Raw genomic sequence first — 21,986 nt, 5'->3', positions numbered from 1 at the left:
GTCGGTGCTTCCCCCTCTCGTCGTCCGGCTCCCTGGCCGGCGGGCTACTTCTTCACACGAACGGTCTTGGTGGAGCGCGTCTCGAGAGTCATCTCGTCCGCTTCCGCGACCTTCGCCTTCAAACGCACAGTACCTGTCGCCGCGTCGACGACGTCCACCACCTTCGAAAGGAGTTTCGCAGTGTCCTCGTTGCCGGAAGCCGCCGCCAACTGCACCGCGCGGCCCAGCTTGGCGGTCGCGCCGTCGTGGTCACCGGACTTGCGGGCGTCCAGGCCCTGCTGGATGACCCGCGCCAACTCGGCCTGGCCGGTGTAGTGCGCGACCTGCGGATTGATGGACGTGGACATGGCCATGTCGTCCGTCCAGACGGCTCGTACCAGCCCCTGGGAGAGGGACCGCGGAGCGCCACCGGCCGGATCCGGGGTGATCAGCGAGACCCGGGCGGCGAGCATCTCCTGCCCGATCTGGGCCTGCGGGACCCGGACGCAGACGTGGTAGTCGCGGGACTCGTCGCCCCACGAGCCGGTCGGATAGTCCCCGGCGCGCGGCCCTGCCTCGGTGCGCCGGCCGGTCAGCTCCTCGACCGTCGGCGCCACCTGCTTCACGAACATGATCTCCACCCCGACCGGGGTCCACAGGCGCAGTGCGACATCCGCCACCTCCTTGCCCATGGCCCGCTCCATCATCGTGGTGAAGTCGGCGGCCAGGCCCGAGGGGTCGGCCACGATGTCGGCCGTGCCGAGCAGCGCCGAGGCGATGCCGGTGACCTCCTTGACCTCCCAGTCCGTCCCCACTCCGCGCGCGTCGCAGGTGAACCGGCCGGCGCAGTCCTCCAGCGCGGCCCGCAGGTCCTCCGGGGACTCGTGCTCGTTGCGGCCGTCGGTGAGCAGGATGCCGTGCCGGATCGGCACGTCGGCGGAGGCGAGCAGCCGGTCAGCGAGCCGCAGCCAGGTGCCGATCGCCGTACCGCCGCCGGCGCTCAGCCTGCGCAGCGCCTCCTTGGCCTGGGCGCGGGTCGCCCCGTCGGCGACGGCGAGCCGGCCGTTGCCCGGGTAGACCTCGTTCGCCACGTGCGTCCCGGCGACGACGGCGAAGGACGTGCCGTCGCGCAGCGCGTCGACGGCGGCGGCGGTCGCCTCCCGGGCGCCCCGCATCTTGGTGGGCGGATACTCCATCGAGCCCGAACAGTCGACCATGATCACCACGGCGGCGGCGCCGGGGCCGCCCTGTTCGGGAGCCGTGGGCCGGGCGTCCGAGAGGGCGCCGCCGCTGGTGCCGCCACCGGTCGAGGTGACGGTGACGATGGCGCTGACCTCGCGGCCGCCCTCCGGCAGGAACTCGTTCTGGTACACGTCCACCGAGAACTGCGGCACGGTCGACTTGGAGAAGTTCGCCATCTGATTCGGCTCCTCGACAACAGCGGGAACAACAGCGTGAAAGCGCGACGGGGTCAGGTCGGGCGGGAGGGACGGGACGAGTGGACGATGACGGGGCTGGGCGTGGTCGGGGGCCGGCGGACCGCTCAGGCCGATCCTGCCCCTCGGGGCGCGAGGCCGAACGGCAGCAGCGCCACTGTTACGTTGTCGTGGCCCCCGCCGTCCAGCGCGTGCCCGACCAGCACCTGGGCCCCGTGCAGCAGCCGTCCGGCGGAGTCCGGCGGCACGACCCGGGCCATCTCCTCGGCGGCCTCGGCGTAGTTCCACAGCCCGTCGGTGCAGACCACGACCACGCCAGGGCGGTCCGGTTTGAACGCGGCGGTGTGCGGCTCCAGTTCGTACGCGTCGGCGCCCAGCCAGCCGGTGATGGCGTGAGCGCGTTCGTCGGCGTACGCCTCCGCCTCGTTCATCAGACCGGCGGCGACCATCTGCGCCGCCCAGGAGTCGTCCTGGGTGAGGCGGGCGGGCGGGGCGCCGCGGTCGTCCGGGACCCAGTAGGCCCGGCTGTCGCCGACCCAGCCGACGACCAGCAGTCCGTCGGCGACGACCGCGCTGACGATGGTGCAGGCCGGGGCGTTCTGGTGGCGGTGCGGATCGTGCTCCATGGCGTCCTGACCCGGCTGCTCGGCCAGGGCGTTGACCGCCTCGGCGGCGGCGACGATCGCCTCGTGCATGGCCTGCTGCGGGTGGGTGCCCCGGGGCAGGGCGTCGAGCAGCGACCGGCCGGCGGCGTCCGCGGCGGCGGCGGACGCCTCGTCGGGGCGGGTCGCGGAGGAGACCCCGTCGCAGACGACCGCCACGGTGGCGGGCGAGCCGTCGGGCAGCGCGGTGACGGAGACGGAGAACGCGTCCTCGTTCCGGTGGTGGCGCAGCCCGCGGTCGCTGACGGCGGCGACCGTGGAGAGCTCCTGCTCCATGTGGTCACGCTTGCGCGGCTGGGCGTGCCCGCAGTTCTCGCAGTACCCGTCGAGGTCCACGTGCCCGGCCCGGCACGCCACGCACACCTTGCCGCCGGCCGCGGCGGCCCGTGCGGGGGCGGGCGGCACGGCGTCCGGCTGCGGGGCCGGGGCCTGCGCGGGGGCGGGCGGCACGGGCGGCATCGGGGGTACGGGCGGCGCGACGGGCTGCGCGGCGGCGGCCCGGGGGTCGGGCGCGGCCAGCGGGAAGTCCCCGTCGGCGGAGGCCGACACGGACGGCGGGGCCGGGGGCGCGGGGCGCGGGACGGAGGCCCCTCCGGCGAGCGCCGCCAGGCCGTCGCCGGAGGTGGCCGCCGCGTGCGGACCGTCGGTGCGGACCGGGATCGTCGGCAGGTCCCGGGCGGCCGGCGCGTAGGCGGGCACGTGCCCCGCCTCCGGGGCCTGTCCGGGCGCGTAGGCGGGCGTATGCCGGGCGTCGGGTGCCTGTCCGGGGAGGGGCGGCGGAGCTTGCGCGGGCGCGGGAGGCTGCGCGGTCGGCTGCCCGGGCGCGTACGTGGGCGCAGGCCCGGCCTCGGGTGCCTGTCCGGGCGGCGCGTACCCGGCCTCGGGCGCCCGCCCCGGTTCCGCCGCCGTGCGGGCCGGCGTCTCCCGGCCGGGGGTGCCGTGCGGGGGCGTCTCCTCGGTCAGGTCGTGCCCCCCCGAATCCCGGCCCGGCAGATCGCCCGGGTGCTGGGTCGAGGTGGAGAGCGCGTACGGGTCCCGGGGCGGCGCCTCGGGCCAGTCCACGGGAGTGCCGATCGCCACCGTCGGGCGGTCGGCGCCCGGCAGGGGCGCCGGCACGGCCGTCAGGTCGTAGCCGCACGCCCCGCAGAACCGGTCGCCCGACTCCAGGGGCTCCGCGCAGCCCGGGCAGGCGGAGAGTTGGCGCTGGGGCTTCTGGGACATACTCACACCCACGTCCGGGGACGGAAACGGTTGGCCCGCTCCACCAGTTCGATCCTTTCCTCGCCCTGCTGAGCGAGCCGGGCGAGCACCCGGTACGAACGCTCCAGGCCGAGGCGCAGTCCGCGCTCGTCCAGTTCACTGCCGAGCAGTCGTGTGCCGCCGGGGCCCGCTCCGGGACTTCCGGAGAGTACCCAGTCGAGCGCCGTGCCGAGCACTTCCGTCGACAACCGCTCCCGGCGCACCGCGTCCAGGCCGAGGTTCCGCAGCGCGGAGACCTCCGCCGCGGCGGCCGTCAGGTCCTCCCCGAGCGGGTCGTGCGCCGGGCGCCGCCGCAGCCGCGCCCGCACCGCAGCCACCCGGGCCGCGGTGTAGTGGATCGACGCCTCCGGTACGGACTCCAGGGTGCGGACGGCCCCGGCGCGGTCGCCGGCCGCCAGCTGGACGCGGGCGAGCCCGAACGCGGAGCTGACGAAGCCGGGGTCGGTCGTCCACACCAGGCGGTAGTACTCCGCGGCGTTGTCCAGCTGGCCGAGCACCTCGGCGCAGATGCCGAGCGCGAGCTTCGGCGCGGGCTCGCCGGGAAAGGCGTCGTAGATCGCGTCGAACGACAACGCGGCGTTCTGGTGGTCGCCGGTCACCAGGGACGTGACCCCCCGGTACCAGACCACCCGCCAATCGTCGGGGTGCTGCTCCTCCAGGGCGGCGAGGGCGCGGCCGGCGGAGCCCGGGTCGCCCATCTCGAGGCGGGCCCGCAGCTCGCGCAGTCGCAGCTCCAGCGAGGGCGCGGGCGCGGTGTGCAGGGCGCCGATCAGTTCGGCGGGCGCGGAGGCCATGAGGCCGGCGAGGAAGCCGGCGTTGGGGTCCGCCGGATCGACCCGCGGGACGGGCAGCGCGAGCGACGCGGAGCGTCCGTCGAGGGGCCGCAGGAACGGCCCGTCCCCGGCCCGCACCCCGCCGGGGGCCACGCCCGCCCCGCCGTGCCCCGCGAGGACCCGCCCGCCGGGCACCCCTCCGTGCGGAGCACCGACCGCCCCGCCCGGCAGAGCACCGACCGCACCTCCGGCCCCGCCTGTCGCGGCCGTCACGGCCGTCCGGCCGCGTCTGCCGCGAGGGCCGCGGGCCCCCAGCGCCGAGACGTCCTCGGTGAGTTCGGCGAACAGCTCCGTGTCCGTGACCCGGACCTCCGTGCCGAACAGGGTCGACAACGCGGGACGCGGCCGGCCCGACTGCAGGGCCACCACCTCGCGCAGCACGCCCGTCAGCTGCTCGGCCATCTCCTGGGCGGAGGCGAACCGGCGGGCCGGGTCGGGATCCGTCGCGCGGACGAGGAGCCGGTAGAAGGACTCGTACGTCCGGAAGACCTCGATGTGGTCCGGCTCGGGCAGCGAGTCGACGAAGACGTTGGTGTACCCCTGGAAGTCGAAGGTGAGCACGGCCAGGGTGCGCGCCACCGTGTAGAGGTCGCTCGCCACCGAGGGGCCGACCGCCGCCACCTCCGGCGCCTGGTAGCCGACCGTGCCGTAGATCGCGGACTCGTCGTCGTCCATCCGGCGCACCGCGCCCATGTCGATCAGCTTGAGCTGGTCCTCGGACTGGATCGCGTTGTCGACCTTGAAGTCGCAGTACAGCAGGTTCCGGCTGTGCAGATGGCCGAGCGCCTCCAGTGCCTCGATCCCGTACGCGCACGCCTGTTCCACCGGCAGCGGATCGCGGCGGCCGTCGGCCGTGCGCCGGTCGTTGGCGATGTCCTTGAGCGACTTGCCGCCGACGTACTCCATGACGATGTAGCCGTCCAGGGAGCCGGTGCGCTGGTCGAGGTGCTCGACGAAGTTGTAGATGCGGACGATGTTGGAGTGCTCGATCTCGGCGAGGAAGCGGCGCTCGGAGATCGCCGCCGCCATCGCGTCCTGGTCGCCGGTGTCGAGGAGGCCCTTGAGGACCACCCAGCGGTCCGAGACCGCCCGGTCGACGGCGAGGTAGATCCAGCCGAGGCCGCCGTGGGCGAGGCAGCCGGCGACCTCGTACTGCCCGTGCACGACGTCCCCGCCGCGCAGCTTCGGCACGAACGAGTACGGATGGCCGCACTTGGTGCAGAAGCCCTCCGTGCGGCCGGGCCGGTCGCCGCGCGAACGGCCCACCGGGGCGCCGCAGTCCGACCGGGAGCAGAATCGCTTCCGCTCGGGGACCTCGGGGTTCTCCATCACCGCGCCACGCGGGTCGGGGCGCGGCACCTCCGGGATCGACACCAGGCCCGCCCCGAGCCGGTTGCGCCCCGACTGGCCGGTCGACGAGCCGGAGCTGCGCACCGAGACCGAACGGGCGGTGCTCGACCCCGACAGCGCGCGCGACAGACGGCCGGAGACCGAGCGCCGGGACGTCGAGGAGCGCGACGAGCGTGAGGAGGCGCGTGAGGAGGCGCGCGAACTGCTCCGGGAGGAGGCCGAGTCCGCCCCGCCCCTGCCCGCCACCGCCATCCCGGTCGGGGTGGGCTGCAGCAGCCCGCCGGGCGCGACGACCGGGGCGAGCCCGCAGGTGCCGCAGTACAGCTCGCCGCCGCCCATGTCCTCGTACGACCCGTCGCACGACGGACGCTGACAGGTGCTCACCACTGACTCCCCCTGGCGTCTCCGGGCCCGGACAGGACCTCTGCCGCGGCCTGCTGGTAGCGCAGAACCGCCTGCTCGGCGACCCGCAGGTCGCACGGCGCGCTCCACAGCATCCGGCGCGCCGCGTCGTACCGCTCGATCAGCAGCGGGTCCTCCGCCGCGCCGAGCCGGGCCACCTTCGCCTTGTACGCGTCGAGCCGGCCGCGCAGCTCGGCGCGGACGGCGAGCGGGGCGGTGACGGCGGTCAGGGACTCGCGGGCCCGCATCAGCTCGTCCTCGGCCTCCCGCTCCAGGGACTCCAGGAGCGGGGACAGCCGGTGCCACTGCGCGTGCCTGCGGTACTCGGCGGCCGTCGCGAGCCGTTCCTGGAGCGCCGTCGGCGGCCCGCTGACGGCCGGCACCTCCGAGGCGGCGATCTTGGCGAGGACCTCGCCGCGCGCCGACCGTGCCTCGGTCAGGGTCCGGTCGGCGCGCGAGAGCACGTCCCGCAGCCGGAGCAACCGCTCCTCGGAGTCCTGCCGGACGGCCAGGACCGCCTCGATCTCCCGCCGGACGTCCTCCAGGGCGAGCGCCGCCCGGTCGTACCGCACGGTGTCGGGCCGGCCGCCGCCGGGCGCCGAACTTCCCGCCGCCGGACGCCAGAAGGCCAGCGGGTCGCTGACGACCTGGGCGCGCAGCGCGGCCAGCTCGGCCGTGATCGCCTCCAGCTCGTCACCGGCCGGGTGCTCCCCCGGCCGGACGCCGACGGAGTGCGCGAGGGAGCGGGTGCGGCCCAGTTCGGCGGCGAGCAGGTCTATGCGGGCGGGCAGCGCGGACCAGACGGCGTCGGCCGTCACGATCACGTCGAGCGAGGCCGCGTACAGCTCGTTCATCCGCTTGACCAGGCGCTCCAGGGTGAAGCTCTCGGAGAGCCGGGCCGGGCCGGTGAGCGACTCCGGGAGCCGCTGCGGCCCGTCGGAGAGGTGCACGGTCTCGCCGCGCAGCCGCTCCGTCAGCTCCGCCAGCTCCTCCCGGCCGGGCCAGCGGCGGCGGGAGCGCAGCTCACGGACGTCGTGCACGGCGGCGGTGTACGCGTCGAAATACGTCCAGAGCCGGGTGATCGTCTCCTCGGTGGTCTGCCAGCGCTCCCGGGTCGTGCCGGTCAGCTCGGCCCCTTCGAGCAGCCTGCGGCCCGCGTGGTCCTGGAGCGCGAGGAGCGAGTCCTCGATCGCCTTGTGCTCCGCGCCGAGCCGCGCCAGCGCACGGTCCACCTCGTCCCGGTCCATCACCGGCCCGGGGGGTCCCGTGACGCCCATCGATCACCTCTCGCTCTACTTGTACTTCGGCGCGGGCGGCCCGGTTATCCCGGGCAGGTCCGCCTTCAGCCACTTGTCGTACGCCGCCGTCCAGGCGCCGCTCTGGCGGTACCGGACGAGGACCTGGTTGACCCGGCGGACCAGGTCGTCGTTCCCGAGCTTGGCGGCGACTCCGTAGTACTCGGTGGTGAACGGCCGGCCCTTGAGCTCGACCGCCGGGTCCTGGGCGGCCTGGCCGGCCGCCAGGGCGTTGTCCGTGACGACGGCGTCGACCTCGCCCAGCTGGAGCCGTGCCAGACAGTCCAGCTGGTTGGGGACGGTCAGCAGGTCCTTGTCGGCCTCGGTGCCGTCGCCCTCGTCCTTGAAAACGGCGCCGAACGAATTCCGCTCCAGGGATTCGTAGGCCGTGGATCCCTCGGCGGTGCAGACCCGGCGGCCCTTCAGCGAGGAGTCGTAGCCGGTGATGCCGGGGCCCTTGGGGGCGAGGACCTGCTGGCCGACCTGGAAGTAGGCGGTGGAGAAGGCGACCTGCTGGATCCGCTTGCAGTTGATCGTCATCGTGCGCACCACGAGGTCGACCTTGCCGCTCTCCAGGGCGGCGATCCGCTGGTTGGTCGGTATCGCCCGGAAGATGACGCGGTTCTCGTCACCGAGGAGGTCCTTGGCGATCGCCTTGGCCAGGTCGATGTCGAAGCCCTCGAGGGTCCGCTTGTCGGGGTTGCGGTAGCCCCACTTGAAGCTGTTCTGGTCGACGCCCACGACCAGCTTCCCGCGCGCCTTGATCGCGGCGATCGACGGGCCGTCGGCCGCGGACGGGGTGAGCGAGGCCTCCGGGTTCTCACAGCTGTCGGCCCTGACGGGCACGCCGACGCCGACCCCGGGCCCGGTGGCCGTGGACGCGCCGGCCTCGTCACCGCCGCGCGCCAGCGGCAGCAGGGTCAGCGAGGCGGTCAGGCCGCAGGCCACGGCCATCGCCGCGACCCCGCCCCAGCCGCGCGGTCGCGCCAGCGGACGCCGGCCGAGGCCGGCCGGGCCGCGCGCCCCCGTGCCGTCGACGCCGTTTCGCATCCCGCCCCCTCTCACCGGTACTCCGACAGCCTGCGGTTGATCCCTACCACGGCACCCGCCGCACCGAGCACGCCGAGCCCGGCCGCGCCCAGGGGCAGCGCGCCGAGCGCGCCCCGGGCGTCCTCGGCGGCGCGGGTGAACTCGGCCTGTTCGTGGGCGAGGGCCTGCCGCAGGGCCGCGTCGACCTGGTCGAAGGAGTGTCCGGTGGACTCCTTCGCGCTCACCACGCGCAGCCGTGCGCCCTCGAAGTCGCCCGCGTCGTCCTTCGCGCGGGCGTCCTTGTGGTGCTTCTGCCAGTCGGCCGTCCGCTGCGCGGCCGCGGCCAGCGGGTCCCGTCCGGCGTCGTCGTCGGCCAGCTCCCGCGCCTCGGCGAGCGCCTTGGTCAGCCCCGCCATGCTGGTGGCGTAGTCCGTCTCGTACTTGTCGTTCCGGCCGTCGTCGGTGAGGACGGCACCCCGGGCGACCAGGGTCAGGATCTCGTTGGCCCGCGCCTTCAGGGAGCTGATCCGCGCGGTGTTGAGGACCTGGAGCGACTCCTGTCCGTGCTCCCGCGCCTCGTCGAGCCCCGACCGGGCGAGCGTGTGCCCGGCCGCGAGCCAGAGCAGCACGATCACGGAGGCCGCCGTGGCGGCGAGCAGACCGTGGTTGAACACCCGGTTCGTACGGGCGTAGTTGCGGCGCTGCGCCCAGAGGAGGACGGCGAGCGCGACGGCGCCGAGCGCGAGGGAGAGCAGCGGCCAGGCCCGCGCGTCCGTCTCGTCGCGGTGCAGCCGGGCCGTCTCCAGCTCGTACAGCCGCTCGGCCGCCGGGAGGAGTTCGGTGGTCATCTGCTGGTTGGCGTACCGCAGATAGGCGCCGCCCAGCGGGAGGCCCTGGCGGTTGGCGGCCCGGGCCCGCTCGATGAGGCCGGTGTAGCGGGGCAGGCGCTCGTTGAGCGTGGCGATCTCGCGGGCCGACTCCGTCGAACCGCCGGTGCTCGCGGCGGCCTTGACGAGGAGGCGGGACGCGGTCGTGATGTCGTCGGCGTACCGCTTCAGCAGCTCGGGAGGCTCTTCGGCTCCGGCCAGGAAGGCGCTCGCGGCGGCGGTGTCGGCGTCGGCGAGCGAGCGGTAGATGTCGGCGGCGTCGGAGCTCAGGGGCTGGCTGCGGCTGACCACGTCGTCGGCGGAGGAGGCCCGGTCGGCGACCTCGAAGGCGGTGACCGTCCCGAAGGCGACGACCAGCAGGGCGAGGACGGCGCCGAGGATCCGCAGGCGGCCGGGCTCGGTGGTCGCGGCCGCGCGCAGCCGCTCCTTCACCTCGTCCCAGGGCCCCGGGCCGGGGGGAGGCGGGGCGGCGGGCGGCGCCGACGGCTGCGCGGGCACGCCGGTGTCCGGCCGCGCGGGCGCGAGGCCCGGCGCCGGGGCGGCGGGCGCGTTCGGCGGGTATGTCACGTGACCTCCCCCATGGTCGACGACGGCTGCCCGGCCAGCAGTATGGCCTCAGGGGCCCCACCCGCACACCAGGAATGACTCGATCTTGTTCCTATCGTGCCCCATGCCCTCGCCACCCCCGCAGGCGAACCCCTTCCTTGAATACGCCGCCCGCCCCCGATTGGTTCCACCACGAACGGGTGAACGGGGCGATCCTCGCGGCGGATCGTTCCGCCGCGAGACGCCCGCACACGAGGGGCCCCGTCCCCTCAGGCGTAGTGCGCGCGCAGCCGGTCCGCGGCCTCGGGGCCCGCCGCGGCCGCGTCGAGCGCGAACAGCGCCGCGCCCAGCACCGGGGGAGCGGTGACGACCCCGATGCCGGCCTTCGGCGCCTTCGCGGCGAGGAGTTCCGCGATGCGCCCGTCCAGCTCGGGGTGGCGGGCGGCCAGCACGCTGCCGCCCAGCATGACGGGGGCCTCCTCGTCCAGGAGGCCGAGCCGCCCGAGCGCGACCGTCGCGAGGGCGACGACCTCCTCGGCGAGCCGGTGCACCAGCGAACGGGCGACCCGGTCGCCCTCGGTGCTCGTCCGGAACAACACCGGGGTCAGCTCGTGCCGCCGCTCGAAGGGGATCCGGCCCAGATGGAGCGCCTCGATCAGCGCGTACATCGAGTCCAGACCGAAGTGCGCGGGCAACGCGCGGGCCAGCGCGGTCGGTTCACCCCGCCCGTCCTCCGCGCGGGCCGCGAACCAGAGTGCCTCCTCGGCGAGGCCGCTGCCGCCGCCCCAGTCCCCGGAGATCTTCCCGATCGCGGGGAAGCGCGCGGTCCGGCCGTCCGGCAGCATGCCCACGCAGTTGATCCCGGCGCCGCACACCACCGCGACGCCCCGGGGCTCGTCGACGCCGGCACGCAGGATGGCGAAGGTGTCGTTGTGCACCCGGACCGAGCGGCTCCAGCCCCGTTCCTCCAGCGCGGCCTTCAGCTCCGCCTCCTCCACCGGGAGGTCGGCGTTGGCGAGACAGGCGGAGACGTGCGCGAACACCGGCGGAAGCCCCGCCTGCGAGGCGGCGCGCCCCACCGTCTCCGCGAGGGCGTCCAGCGCCGCCCCGACCCCGACCACCGGCGGCTGGAACCCCCCTCCGCGTGCCGCGCCGAGGACGGTGCCGTCCGCCGCCACGACGACCACGTCCGTCTTGCTGTTCCCGGCGTCGATCCCGAGCAGGGGTCGACCGTTGCGGTTCAGGCCCACGCGAGGTGCTCCCGGTTGTGGGCGATCAGCCGGTCGGTGAGGCCGTCGGCGTACGCGTACTGCCCGACCAGGGGGTGGGCGAGGAGCGCCTTGAACACCCGGTCCCGGCCGCCGCGCAGCGCCGCCTCCAGGGCCAGGTCCTCGTAGGCCGTGACGTGTCCGATCAGCCCGGCGTACAGCGGGTCGGGCGCGGGGACCGGCAGCGGCGAGGCGCCCTGCGCGCCGACCGCCGCCTGCACCTCGATGACGGCGTCGTCCGCGAGGAAGGGCAGCGTGCCGTTGTTGTACGTGTTCACCACCTGGTACGGGGATCCCCCTCCGCCGAGGAGGGCGGCGGCCAGGTCCACGGCGGCCTCCGAGTAGAAGGCCCCGCCGCGCTTGGCGAGCAGCGCGGGCTTCTCGTCGAGCGCCGGGTCGCCGTACATCGCGAGGAGTTCCCGCTCCATCGCGGCGACCTCGGCGGCCCGGGACGGCTTGGTCCCCAGCTCGCGCACCACTTCGTCGTGCGCGTAGAAGTACCGCAGGTAGTAGGACGGGACGACGCCGAGCCGGTCCACGAGTCCGCGGTCCATGCGCAGGTCGTCGGCGATGGCGTCGCCGTGTTCGGCGAGCAGCCGGGGCAGGACGTTCTCGCCCTCGGGTCCGCCGAGCCGTACGGCCGTCTCCCAGGTCAGGTGGTTGAGCCCGATGTGGTCGAGGTGGACCTCGGCCGGCGCGACGCCGAGCAGCGCGGCGAACTTCCGCTGGAAGCCGATGGCCACGTTGCACAGGCCGACGGCCTTGTGGCCGGCCTGGAGCAGCGCCCGCGTGACGATGCCGACGGGGTTGGTGAAGTCGATGATCCAGGCGTCCGGGTTGGCGCGGCGGACCCGCTCGGCGATGGCCAGGACGACGGGGACGGTCCGCAGGGCCTTGGCGAGGCCACCGGCGCCGGTGGTCTCCTGCCCGACGCAGCCGCACTCCAGCGGCCATGTCTCGTCCTGTTCGCGCGCGGCCTGCCCGCCGACCCGCAGCTGGAGCAGGACGGCGTCGGCGCCCTCGACGCCGGCGTCGAGGTCCGAGGTGGTGACGATCTTCCCGTCGTGCTCCTGTTTGGCGAAGATCCGCCGGGCGAGCCCGCCGACCAGCTCGAGCCGGTCGGCGGCCGGGTCGACGAGGACGAGTTCGGTGATGGGCAGGGTGTCGCGCAGCCGCGCGAACCCGTCGATCAGTTCGGGGGTGTAGGTGGAGCCGCCCCCCACGACAGCGAGCTTCATGTGTCTCTAGCCCTTCACTCCGGTCAGGGTGACTCCCTCGACGAACGCCTTCTGGGCGAAGAAGAACACGAGGATCACGGGGGCCATGACCAGCACGGTCGCGGCCATGGTCAGGTTCCAGTCGGTGTGGTGCGCTCCCTTGAAGGACTCCAGGCCGTAGCTGAGCGTCCAGGCGCCCGGGTTCTCCGAGGCGTAGATCTGCGGGCCGAAGTAGTCGTTCCAGCAGTAGAAGAACTGGAACAGCGCCACGGCGGCGATGCCGGGCTTCGCCATCGGGAGCACGACCTTGACGAGCGTGCGCAGTTCGCCGCAGCCGTCGATCCGCGCGGCCTCGATGTACTCGTTCGGGATCGTCAGCAGGAACTGGCGCAGCAGGAAGATGGCGAAGGCGTCGCCGAAGGCCATCGGGATGATCAGCGGCCACAGCGTGCCCGAGAGGTCCATCTGCTTGGCCCAGAACAGGTACATCGGGATGATCACGACCTGGGGCGGCAGCATCATCATCGAGATGACGAGCAGCAGCGACAGGTGCCGGCCGCGGAAGCGGAACTTGGCCAGGGCGTACGCCACGGGGACCGAGGACACCACGACGAGCGCGGTGCCGAGACCCGCGTAGAGCAGCGAGTTCTTCCACCAGGTGAGGAAGCCGGGGGTTTCGAGGACCCGGACGTAGTTGTCCCAGTGCCAGGTGTTGGGGGTCAGGTCCCGGGTGAGGGCCTGCTGGTCGCTCATCAGGGACGTGAGGAGGACGAACACGAACGGCAGCACGAAGAACAGGGCCGTGGCGATCCCGAGGGAGTGCACGGCGATCCAGTGCAGCAGCGACCTGCGGCGGGCGCGCTTCTCCGCAGGGCTCGCCGCGGGGCGGCCGAGGACGGGGGATGCGGTGGTCATGGTTCAGTCACCCGAGCCGATCAGGCCGCCGCGCCGGCGCATCAGCAGCGCGGTGAAGGCCATGGAGAAGACGAAGAGCACGAGCGCCACCACGGAGGCGGCGCCGTAGTCGAAGCGGCCGAAGCCGAGGGTGTAGACCAGCTGCGGGAGGGTGAGCGTGGAGTCGTCCGGGTAGCCCGGCTCGAAGGTGTTGCCGGAGCCGCCCATCACCCCCGAGGCGACCTTGGCGGCCACGATCGGCTGGGTGTAGTACTGCATCGCGCCGATGATCCCGGTGACCACCGCGAAGAGGATGATCGGCGAGATGTTCGGAAGCGTCACGAACCGGAACCGCTGCCAGGCGGAGGCGCCGTCCAGCTCGGCGGCCTCGTACTGCTCCTTCGGGACGTCGAGCAGCGCGGCCATGAAGATGACCATGAGGTCGCCGACGCCCCACACGGCGAGGACGGTCAGCGCGGGTTTGGCCCAGTCGGCGTCGTTGAACCAGGAGGGGGCGGGGATGCCGACCGCCTCCAGGACCGAGTTGACTGGTCCGGTGCCGGGGTTGAGCAGGAAGACGAAGGCGAGCGTGGCGGCCACCGGCGGGGCCAGGTAGGGCAGGTAGAAGAGGGTGCGGAAGACCCCGGCACCCGTCTTGATCCTGGTGATCAGCAGGCCGACGCCGAGGCCGAAGAGCACCCGGCAGGCGACCATGACGACGGCCAGCCAGAGGGTGTTCTGCAGCGCGGGCCAGAACTTCGGCAGGTCCGCGAAGACGTACGCCCAGTTGTCCAGGCCCCGCCAGGTCGGCGGGTTGAGGCCGTCGTACCTCATGAACGAGAAGTAGACGGTCGACAGGAGCGGATAGGCGAAGAAGACGCCGAATCCGATCAGCCAGGGCGCCATGAACGCGGCGGTGCGCAGCGCGTCGCGTACGCGCTTCGACCGCAGTGTGGGAGGGCGCCCGTCCGGGGAGGCGGGGGCCGCGGGGGCGGCCGGCCGCTTCGTGGGCAGGGTGTCGCTGCTCATGGGAGGTGCCGGCCGCTACTTCGCCTGCGCGATGTCGCGGTCGATCTGGGCCGCGGTCTCCTCGAGGCCCTTCCTCAAGTCCTTGACCTGGCCCTTCTCGTACTTCTGGGCGAAGCTGGCGAGGGTGTCCTGGTAGGCGGAGCCGTTCACCGCGCCGTCCGAGGTGGTGGACCGGGGGTGCTGGGCGATGTCCAGGAAGGTCTTGAACCGCGGGTCGAACTTCAGGGCCGGGGACTTCAGCGCCTCCAGGGTGGAGGGGACGTTGCCGATGCCGTTGGCGAAGTTCACCACGGCCTCGGTGTTCGTGGTCATGTACTTGACCAGCTGCCAGGCCGCGTTCTGCTTCCTGCTCTGCGGCGCGATCCCCATGATCGTGCCGGAGAGGTAACCCTTGCCGTACTCGGCCACCTCGTCGTCGGCGACCGGCAGCGGCGCGACCCCCACCTCGAAGCCGACCTTCGCCTCCTTCAGGAAGTTCAGCCGCCACTCGCCGTCCAGCTGCATGGCGACCTGACCGGTGTGGAAGGGGTGCTTGGCGCCCCATTCGTCGCCGAAGGTCGTGCGGTACCTGTCCAGCTTCGCGAACCCGCCGAGGCCGTCGACCAGGGACTTCTGGTAGGTCATCATCTCGGCGAACGCCGGGTCCTTGGCGACGTTCGACTTGCCGTTCTCGTCGAAGTACCGGTGGTTCCACTGCGACATGTAGTGGCTGACGACCGTCTCGTAGCCGAGGTAGTTCGGCATGAAGCCGAGCTGTTCGTACGAGTCGCCCTTGTGCTTGGTCAGCTTCTTGGCGACCGTCGTGAACTCCGACCAGGTCTTCGGCGGGGCCGTGATGCCGGCCGCCTCGAAGGCGTCCTTGTTGTAGTAGAGGCCGTAGGCGTCGGAGAGCAGCGGCAGGGTGCAGCGCCTGCCCTCGAACTGGGTGTACTCCTGGAGGACCTTCGGGAACGTCTTGTCGAGGTCCAGCTTGTCCTTGGCGATGAACGGCGCGAGGTCGGCGAGTGCGCCCGAGGCGCAGAACTTGCCGACGTTCGCCGTGGTGAAGGAGGAGACGACGTCCGGGCCGTTCGAACCGCCGGCGCGCAGGGCCTGGTTGAGCTTGTCGTCGTTGATGTTGCCGACGACCTTCACCGTGATGTTCGGGTGGGCCTTCTCGAAGCGGTCGACGTTGTCCTGGATCGCCTTGACCTCGGCGGGGGCCGACCAGCCGTGCCAGAAGGTGATCGTGGTCCGGGCGTTCGCGTCGTCGGTCGCCGTGTTGCCTGCGGAGCCCGTACAAGCCGTGGCGAGGACGGCCGTGGAGGCGGTGACGGCGAGCGTGAGCGCGGTTCTGCGGAGGCGCACGGGCATGGCGAAGTCTCCCTGTGGCGAGGGGGTGGGCGGAGGGGGTGGAGCGGGGCCGGCTAGCGCGCGGTGTCGAAGACCTCGTCGCGGGTGGCGGCGAGGGCGCGTTCGAGCGCGCCGCGCAGCACGGGGTGCTGCTGGACGGTTCCGAGGACGAGTCGGGGCCGGGAGGCGGCGAGTTCGGCCAGCTCGGACCGGACGCGCTCGCGCAGGGGCTCCCCGCCGGCGATGTTCACGTCGCCGGAGAGGACGAGGAGTTCGGGGTCGAGTACGGCGACGAGCGAGGCGAGGCCGGTGGCCAGGCGCTCGGCGTACTGGTCGAGGAGGGCGGCGTAGCGCGGGTCGTCGGCGTGGTGGGCGGCGGCGTGCGCGAGCAGCCGGGACGCGGTGGGTACGTACGGCTGCTCGGCGGTCTCGATGCCGAGGGCCCGGGCGATCCGGGGGACCGCCTGGACGCCGGCCAGCTCCTGGAAGCCGCCGGAGTTGGCCTTGGTGACCTGCCGCACGAGCGGGGTGCCGGGCACGGGCAGGAAGCCGACCTCGCCGGCACCGCCGGTGAAGCCGCGGTGGAGGCGGCCGCCGAGGACGAGGGCGGCGCCGAGGCCCTCCTCGTTCCACAGCAGGACGAAGTCCTCGTGGCCGCGGGCGGCGCCCAGACGCTGCTCGGCGACGGCGGCGAGGTTGACGTCGTTCTCGTACTCGAACGGCATCGGGAGCACGGCCGCCAGCTCCGCCAGGAGCGTGGGGGAGTGCCAGCCGGGCAGGTGGGAGGCGTACCGCAGCCGCCCGGTGGCCGGGTCGAAGGCGCCGGGCGTGCCGATAACGAGCCGGTGCACCTCGGCCTTGGTGATGCCGGCGTCCTTGACGGCGCCGTCGAGGGCGGTGGTGACCTGCCGGACGACGCCCTGGGCGGGCCGGCCGGTCTCGAGCTCGAACTCGCCGACGACCTCGCCGGTGATGTCGGCGACGGCGGCGCGGATCCGGTGCGGGGTCACATCGAGTCCGGCGGCGAAGGCGGCCCGGGCGTTGACGGCGTACAGCTGGGCGCTGGGGCCCGGCCGGCCGGCGGTGGTGCCCGTGGCGACGACGAGCCCGGCGGCCTCCAGCCGGGCGAGCAGCTGGGAGGCGGTCGGCTTGGAGAGGCCGGTCAGCGTGCCGATCCGGGTCCGGGACAGGGTCCCGTGTTCCAGGAGCAGATCCAGGGCGGCGCGATCGTTCATGGCACGCAGGACGCGCGGGGTGCCGGGGGTACCCGGGGTCGTACCGGCCATGACGGATGCACCTGCCCTTCGGCTCTGGTCGGGGCCATTCTGCTGCCCCGGGGCCCGCTCTCCCAACTGCACTGTTAGGAAAGTTTCCTATTCGGTGGGAGGACCGTAGGACGGCCGTCACCGGGCCGTCAATACCCGGAGACGCACGACGCCCCCGAAGGCAACCAAAGCGTTACCTGCGGGGGCGCCGTGAAAGGGGTCGGGAGGGGGCGGGCGACGCCCCCGGATCACTTCGAGAGGTTGGGCGTGGCGGGCGGCAGCGGAGTTGCAGCGGCCGACTGCGGGGACGTCGCCGAGGCGAACGCCGACGGGGCGGCCATGGACGCCGTCGGATCGGCGGCCGCCTCCTCGGCCTGCGCCGGGACGCCGCCGACGATGCGGATGCCGGCCGCGTCCAGGGCCCGCTTGATCCGCCAGCGCAGCTCCCGCTCGACACCCAGCGCCTTGCCCGGCATCGTCTTCGCCGCGACCCGGACCGACATGGACTCCAGCAGCACCTCGTTGAGGCCCAGCACCTCGACCGGACCCCACAAGCGCTCGTTCCACGGCTCTTCCTTGGCCATCGCCTCGGTGGCCTCGGTGATCACCGCGCGGACCCGGTCCAGGTCCTCGGTCGGGCGGACCGTGACGTCGACCGCCGCCGTCGCCCAGCCCTGGCTGAGGTTGCCGATCCGCTTGATCTCGCCGTTGCGCACGTACCAGATCTCGCCGTTGTCGCCGCGCAGCTTCGTCACGCGCAGGCCGACCTCGATGACCTCGCCGGAGGCCACGCCCGCGTCGATCGAGTCACCGACGCCGTACTGGTCCTCCAGGATCATGAAGACACCGGAGAGGAAGTCCGTCACCAGGTTCCTGGCGCCGAAGCCGATCGCCACGCCCGCGACACCCGCCGAGGCGAGCAGCGGCGCCAGATCGATCTGGAAGGCGCCGAGGATCATCAGACCGGCCGTGCCGAGGATCACGAAGGACGCGACCGAGCGCAGCACCGAGCCGATCGCCTCGGAGCGCTGCCGGCGCCGCTCGGCGTTGACCAGCAGACCGCCGAGCGCGGTGCCCTCCACCGCCTGGGCGGAGCGGTTCATCCGCTCGATCAACTTCGTCAGGGCGCGGCGGATCGCCATCCGCAGCAACAGGGCGACGACCAGGATGAGGAGGATGCGCAGACCGGTGTTCAGCCAGGTGGACCAGTTCTCCTCCACCCAGCCTGCGGCGTTCGTCGCCTTCTCGGCCGCCTCGTCCAGGGTCACCGGAACAGGCTGAGGAGAGGCGGCGGCCGCCAGGGCTGACCAGGACACGGCAGAAACCTCCAGGCATCGCGTACGCAGAACATCCACACTAACGGGGCATTCGCCGTGCTCCTGTTGTCCTGTTCGAGGGAGAGACGGACCTCACCCGGGAAGTACCCGGAGAGGATGCCGATGTGGTCGAGAACACCTCAAGGCCGTTACGGGTACATGGTGGCGTTCCGACCAGGCATGAGGAGAGACTGAGAGCAGATCGTCCCGGCGCGAGCCACGCGCCGCCGGCGTTATAGGAGGCATCCGTGCCGCATGTCCTGGTCCTCAACGCGTCGTACGAGCCCCTCGGCGTCGTACCGCTCCGCCGCGCGCTCGTCCTCGTCCTCGAGAACAAGGCACTCTGCCTCGAGGAGTCCGGCGCCTTCCTGCACAGCGAGACCCGCGTCGTCCCGGCCCCCAGTGTGGTCCGGCTGAAGCGGTTCGTGCGGGTCCCCTACCGGGGGCCCGTTCCTCTGACCCGCAGAGCGCTCTTCGCCCGCGACGGCGGACGCTGCATGTACTGCGGTGGCGTCGCAACCAGCGTCGACCACGTCGTTCCGCGCAGCCGCGGGGGTACGCACGCCTGGGAGAACGTCGTGGCGGCCTGCCGCCGCTGCAACCACACGAAGGCCGACCGGCACCTGCGGGAGCTGGGGTGGCGCTTGCGCCACCCACCCGCGCCGCCCACCGGCCTGGCGTGGCGGATCATCGGGACCGGACACCGGGACCCGCGCTGGCTGCCCTACCTCCAGCCGTACGGCGCGGACGACGTGATGGCCCGGATCGACGCCGTCTCCCACGCCCCCGCACCGGGGGCCGTGAAGACGGCTTGAGCCGGGCCTTCGTCGTCGGCCGCGCTCACTCCCCGGACCGTGGCGGCTCCTCCTGCCGCCCCGGTCCTTCCGGCTGCCCGGCCCCCTCCGGCCGCTCGGGGGCCTCTGGCGGGGTCACCGCGTAGGTCTCCACCGTCCAGAGGGAGTAGCCGTACTCCGTCGCACGGGCGTCGCCCTGGACGCGCAGGAAACGGGTGTCCGCCGCGTCCATGCGGACCGACTCGCGCCCGCCGCGCCCGTCGGCCACCGTGGCCGCCGTGCGCCAGGTGCGGCCGTCGGCGGAGACCTGGATGCGGTAGCGGGAGGCGTACGCGTCCTGCCAGTGGAGGACCACCTGCCCTATCCGGGCGGGCCGGGGCAGCTCCAGCTGCCACCAGGCGCCGTCCTCCGGCCCGGAGGACCAGCGGGTGGCCGGGTCGCCGTCCAGGGCCGAGGCCGCGGGGAAGTCCGGGGTCTCGTCGCCCGAGGAGGACGCCGTCGCCGCCCGCGCCAGATCGGGGCCGCCGGTGCGGGGGAAGGCGCGGACCGTCAGGACCCGCTCCTCACCGGCGAAGGAGACCGGCACCCGGTACGACCCGGCCGGCACGTCCGCCGCGACCGAGACCAGAAGCGGCACCGCGGCGCTCGTGCCGCGCGGCACCCGCACCTCCTTCGGCAACCGGACCGCGATCCCCTTCGGCGCCTTCGCCGACAGCGCCCCGCGCACCTCGCCCGCCCGCCGGCCCGACAGCCGCACGTCCACCCGCTGCGCGGGACCGCCGATCTCGGCGTCCGTCTCGGCCCGGGCCAGCTCCAGCTCGGCGCGCGGCTCGTCGGCGAACCACGGGACCAGGGACCGGATCGCCGGGGCCGGACCGCTCCACACGATCCGCACCGCGTCCGCGCGCAGCCCCTTCAGATCCGCCTGCGTCCAGCCCGACGCCGACAGCGGACCGAGCGTCCGCCAGCCCTCGCCGGGGACGTACGCCTCCACGCGCGCGTCCCGCCCCGCGGCCGCACCCGGCCCGGTCATCACGGTCACCGTCTCGACGGGCCGCGAACGGTCCAGCCGGACGGTGTACGAGTCCGGTGCGCGGTCCGCCCTGCGCCCCGCACGCCGCTCCCGGTCGGCGCCCGTCCAGGCCGCCGACTCCGCCACCGCGCGCGTGAGGAAGGGATCGAGGACGCCGTCGCCGACCGTCACCCCGCCCGCCCGCAGGGTCTCGGCCAGTGGCTCCAGACGCAGCTGGGAGCGCCAGGCCGTCGCGCCGTCGCCACGCGCCTGGGCGAGCAGCATGTCGACCGCCGTCTCTCCCGCCAGGCCGTACCGGGACAGCTGCTCCAGCCACGGCCGTGCCTCGTCGTCCAGCGTGCCGCCGGCCGTCGCCGCCAGGCGGGCGGGCGCCTCCCGCATCACGGTGAACGCCGCCCTCAGCTCGCGCGCCGCCCGCTCACGCGCCCCCGGGTCGGCGGCCGTCCGGCTGTTCCAGAACGCCGCCATCAGCGGCTTGAGGTACGCCGACTCGCCCGCCGGGTCGAGGATCGAGGAGGCGTCGTTGCCGGCCAGCGCCCACAGCGCGGCACGGGCCGCCGGGTCCGGCCCGGCCAGCTCGTCGACGGCGGCCCCCCAGGACTCCTGCGGCCGGTAACCCTTGGGGTTCCAGGCGTAGTCCGCGGCGGTGAAGAGCGGGATGCGGGAGACCGCCGCCTGTTCCATGGCGTTGGCGAGGACGGCGGCGGAACCGGCCGCCACGGCGGGCTCGCGCCCCTGGTAGGGGCCGAGGAAGAGCCGGTCCTGGGCGTAGTCGTTGACCGGGTAGTTGTCCATCGTCACCAGCGGGTGCCGGAAGACGTCCCGGGCCCCGGCCAGTTCGCGCCCGGTGATCGTGCGCGGGACGACCCCGACGCCCGTCCACGCCACCCGCACCCGGTCGCCGAGCGCCGACGCGAGCGCCGTGCGGTACTCCGTCGCGCCCTCCTGGTAGTACTCCGTCGGCATCAGGGTCAGCGGTTCGGCGTCCGGGTACCGCCCCGCCAGGTGCCGGTCCACCGCGCTCGCCACGCGCGCGTGGGCGGCGGCGGCCGCCTGCGGCCCGCGCCCGAAGGCGTCCGCGTCCTTGTCGCAGTGCCACTCGCTGTAGCTGACGTCCTGGAACTGCAGCTGGAAGGAGCGCACCCCCAGCGCCCACATCGCGTCGATCTTGCGCAGCAGCGCCCTGACGTCGTCGTCCGACGCCAGGCACATGGACTGGGCCGGTGCCACGGCCCAGGCGAGGGTGACGTGGTTGGCGCGCGCCCGCTCGGCGAGCGCGCGGAACGCGGCGCGCTGGTCGGCCGGATAGGGGTCCCGCCACTGCGTCTGGCGGTAGGGGTCGTCGCCGGGCGCGTAGAGGTAGCGATTCTGCTTGGTCCGGCCCATGAAGTCGAGGTGCGCGAGACGCTGTTCCTGGCTCCAGGGGCGGCCGTAGAACCCCTCGGTGAGGCCGCGCACCGCGGTGCCGGGCCAGTCGCGCACGACCACGCCGGGGACCTCGGCCCGGCCGACGAGCTGGCGCAGCGTCTGCACGGCGTGGAAGAGGCCGTCCGGGCCCACGCCGTCCAGGGCGACCGTGTCGCGGCCCCCCACCCGGCCGGTCGCGAGCCGGTAGCCGCCGGCCGGCAGATCCGCCCGCTCGGGCACGCGCAGGGCGCGCAGGGCCTCGTCGGAGGCCGTGGAGCCCGCCCGGATCACCGTCCCGCCGCCCGGCAGGGAGGTGTGGACGGTGCGTACCCCCGCCGTCCGCAGCACCTCGCGCAGCGCCGCGAGGGCGTACGGGTCCGCGTCCGCGTCCGTGAGAAGCGTCACCTCCGCGCCGAGCGGGACCGCCGCGCCCGTGTCCTTGAGGGACTGGGGGCGCGGCCACACCGACGGGGCCGTGCGCTGGGCGTCTGGGACGGTGACGGGCGACACGGGCATCGCCTGGGCCAGGCCCGGCATGCCGCCGCCGAGGAGACCGCCGATCACCGCGGCGGCCACGGCCGACGCGGTCCGCTTCCTGCGCCCGAGGTGCACGAGGGACTCCTTTGGTCACGAGTGGGTTACGACCCCACCACCCGTCCGGCTGAGGTGTCAATGCGCGTGGTCGATGTGTCGCCTTTGCCCGGCGGGGTGGCACCCCTTCGCCAAGTTCGGCCGGTAAAACGGGGTGGGCT

General features: G+C 73.7%; 15 protein-coding genes. 1 reads left to right on the top strand and 14 read right to left on the bottom strand.

Annotated elements, in window-relative coordinates:
• Positions 1 to 44: 44 nt before the first annotated feature.
• From ACZ68P_RS04215 to ACZ68P_RS04155, 13 genes are all read right to left on the bottom strand, one after another.
• Positions 45 to 1,397 (bottom strand): vWA domain-containing protein, encoded by a 1,353-nt coding sequence (locus ACZ68P_RS04215; RefSeq protein WP_471002238.1) that lies wholly within the window; start codon positions 1,395 to 1,397, stop codon positions 45 to 47.
• A gap of 125 nt (positions 1,398 to 1,522) precedes the next feature.
• Positions 1,523 to 3,298: a PP2C family serine/threonine-protein phosphatase gene (locus ACZ68P_RS04210; RefSeq protein ID WP_471002235.1), complete on the bottom strand. Its 1,776-nt coding sequence runs from the start codon at positions 3,296 to 3,298 to the stop codon at positions 1,523 to 1,525.
• Between the two features lie 2 nt (positions 3,299 to 3,300).
• Positions 3,301 to 5,859, bottom strand: a complete 2,559-nt coding sequence (locus tag ACZ68P_RS04205) for a serine/threonine-protein kinase (protein ID WP_471002450.1) — start codon at positions 5,857 to 5,859, stop codon at positions 3,301 to 3,303.
• A 41-nt stretch (positions 5,860 to 5,900) separates the two neighbouring features.
• On the bottom strand, positions 5,901 to 7,199 hold the full coding sequence (locus ACZ68P_RS04200) for a coiled-coil domain-containing protein (RefSeq protein ID WP_471002232.1): 1,299 nt from the start codon (positions 7,197 to 7,199) through the stop codon (positions 5,901 to 5,903).
• Positions 7,200 to 7,214: 15 nt separating this feature from the next.
• Positions 7,215 to 8,267 carry a glutamate ABC transporter substrate-binding protein gene (locus ACZ68P_RS04195; RefSeq protein WP_471002230.1) on the bottom strand — a complete coding sequence of 351 codons (1,053 nt, stop codon included), beginning with the start codon at positions 8,265 to 8,267 and terminating at the stop codon, positions 7,215 to 7,217.
• Positions 8,268 to 8,278: 11 nt separating this feature from the next.
• Positions 8,279 to 9,700, bottom strand: coding sequence for a hypothetical protein (locus tag ACZ68P_RS04190; protein WP_471002228.1), 1,422 nt, complete (start codon positions 9,698 to 9,700; stop codon positions 8,279 to 8,281).
• 248 nt (positions 9,701 to 9,948) lie between these two features.
• The gene (locus tag ACZ68P_RS04185; RefSeq protein WP_471002225.1) at positions 9,949 to 10,929 is read right to left on the bottom strand and encodes an N-acetylglucosamine kinase; all 981 of its coding nucleotides are present in this window, start codon (positions 10,927 to 10,929) and stop codon (positions 9,949 to 9,951) included.
• Entirely contained in the window at positions 10,920 to 12,185 is a 1,266-nt protein-coding gene (locus ACZ68P_RS04180; RefSeq protein WP_471002222.1) for a 6-phospho-beta-glucosidase, read from the bottom strand. Before ACZ68P_RS04180 ends, ACZ68P_RS04185 begins: the two co-directional genes overlap by 10 nt.
• A gap of 6 nt (positions 12,186 to 12,191) precedes the next feature.
• Complete coding sequence (locus ACZ68P_RS04175) at positions 12,192 to 13,079, bottom strand: carbohydrate ABC transporter permease (RefSeq protein WP_471002220.1); 888 nt, start codon at positions 13,077 to 13,079, stop codon at positions 12,192 to 12,194.
• 3 nt (positions 13,080 to 13,082) lie between these two features.
• On the bottom strand, positions 13,083 to 13,964 hold the full coding sequence (locus ACZ68P_RS04170) for a carbohydrate ABC transporter permease (protein ID WP_471002447.1): 882 nt from the start codon (positions 13,962 to 13,964) through the stop codon (positions 13,083 to 13,085).
• A gap of 138 nt (positions 13,965 to 14,102) precedes the next feature.
• The gene (locus ACZ68P_RS04165; RefSeq protein ID WP_471002217.1) at positions 14,103 to 15,440 is read right to left on the bottom strand and encodes an ABC transporter substrate-binding protein; all 1,338 of its coding nucleotides are present in this window, start codon (positions 15,438 to 15,440) and stop codon (positions 14,103 to 14,105) included.
• A 53-nt stretch (positions 15,441 to 15,493) separates the two neighbouring features.
• Positions 15,494 to 16,705 carry an ROK family transcriptional regulator gene (locus tag ACZ68P_RS04160; protein ID WP_471002214.1) on the bottom strand — a complete coding sequence of 404 codons (1,212 nt, stop codon included), beginning with the start codon at positions 16,703 to 16,705 and terminating at the stop codon, positions 15,494 to 15,496.
• A gap of 227 nt (positions 16,706 to 16,932) precedes the next feature.
• Complete coding sequence (locus ACZ68P_RS04155; RefSeq protein ID WP_471002211.1) at positions 16,933 to 18,000, bottom strand: mechanosensitive ion channel family protein; 1,068 nt, start codon at positions 17,998 to 18,000, stop codon at positions 16,933 to 16,935.
• 248 nt (positions 18,001 to 18,248) lie between these two features.
• Here ACZ68P_RS04155 and ACZ68P_RS04150 point away from each other — a divergent pair, with 248 nt between their 5' ends.
• Positions 18,249 to 18,815 (top strand): HNH endonuclease, encoded by a 567-nt coding sequence (locus ACZ68P_RS04150; RefSeq protein ID WP_471002209.1) that lies wholly within the window; start codon positions 18,249 to 18,251, stop codon positions 18,813 to 18,815.
• A 25-nt stretch (positions 18,816 to 18,840) separates the two neighbouring features.
• On the opposite strand, the gene ACZ68P_RS04145 is transcribed toward ACZ68P_RS04150, so the two are convergent.
• The gene (locus ACZ68P_RS04145; RefSeq protein WP_471002206.1) at positions 18,841 to 21,846 is read right to left on the bottom strand and encodes a beta-N-acetylglucosaminidase domain-containing protein; all 3,006 of its coding nucleotides are present in this window, start codon (positions 21,844 to 21,846) and stop codon (positions 18,841 to 18,843) included.
• Between the last annotated feature and the right edge of the window lie 140 nt (positions 21,847 to 21,986).

The organism is Streptomyces sp. NPDC036822 (assembly GCF_055609145.1).
The sequence above is the reverse complement of the archived record's forward strand: the minus strand, read 5'-3'. Positions and strand labels throughout refer to the sequence as shown.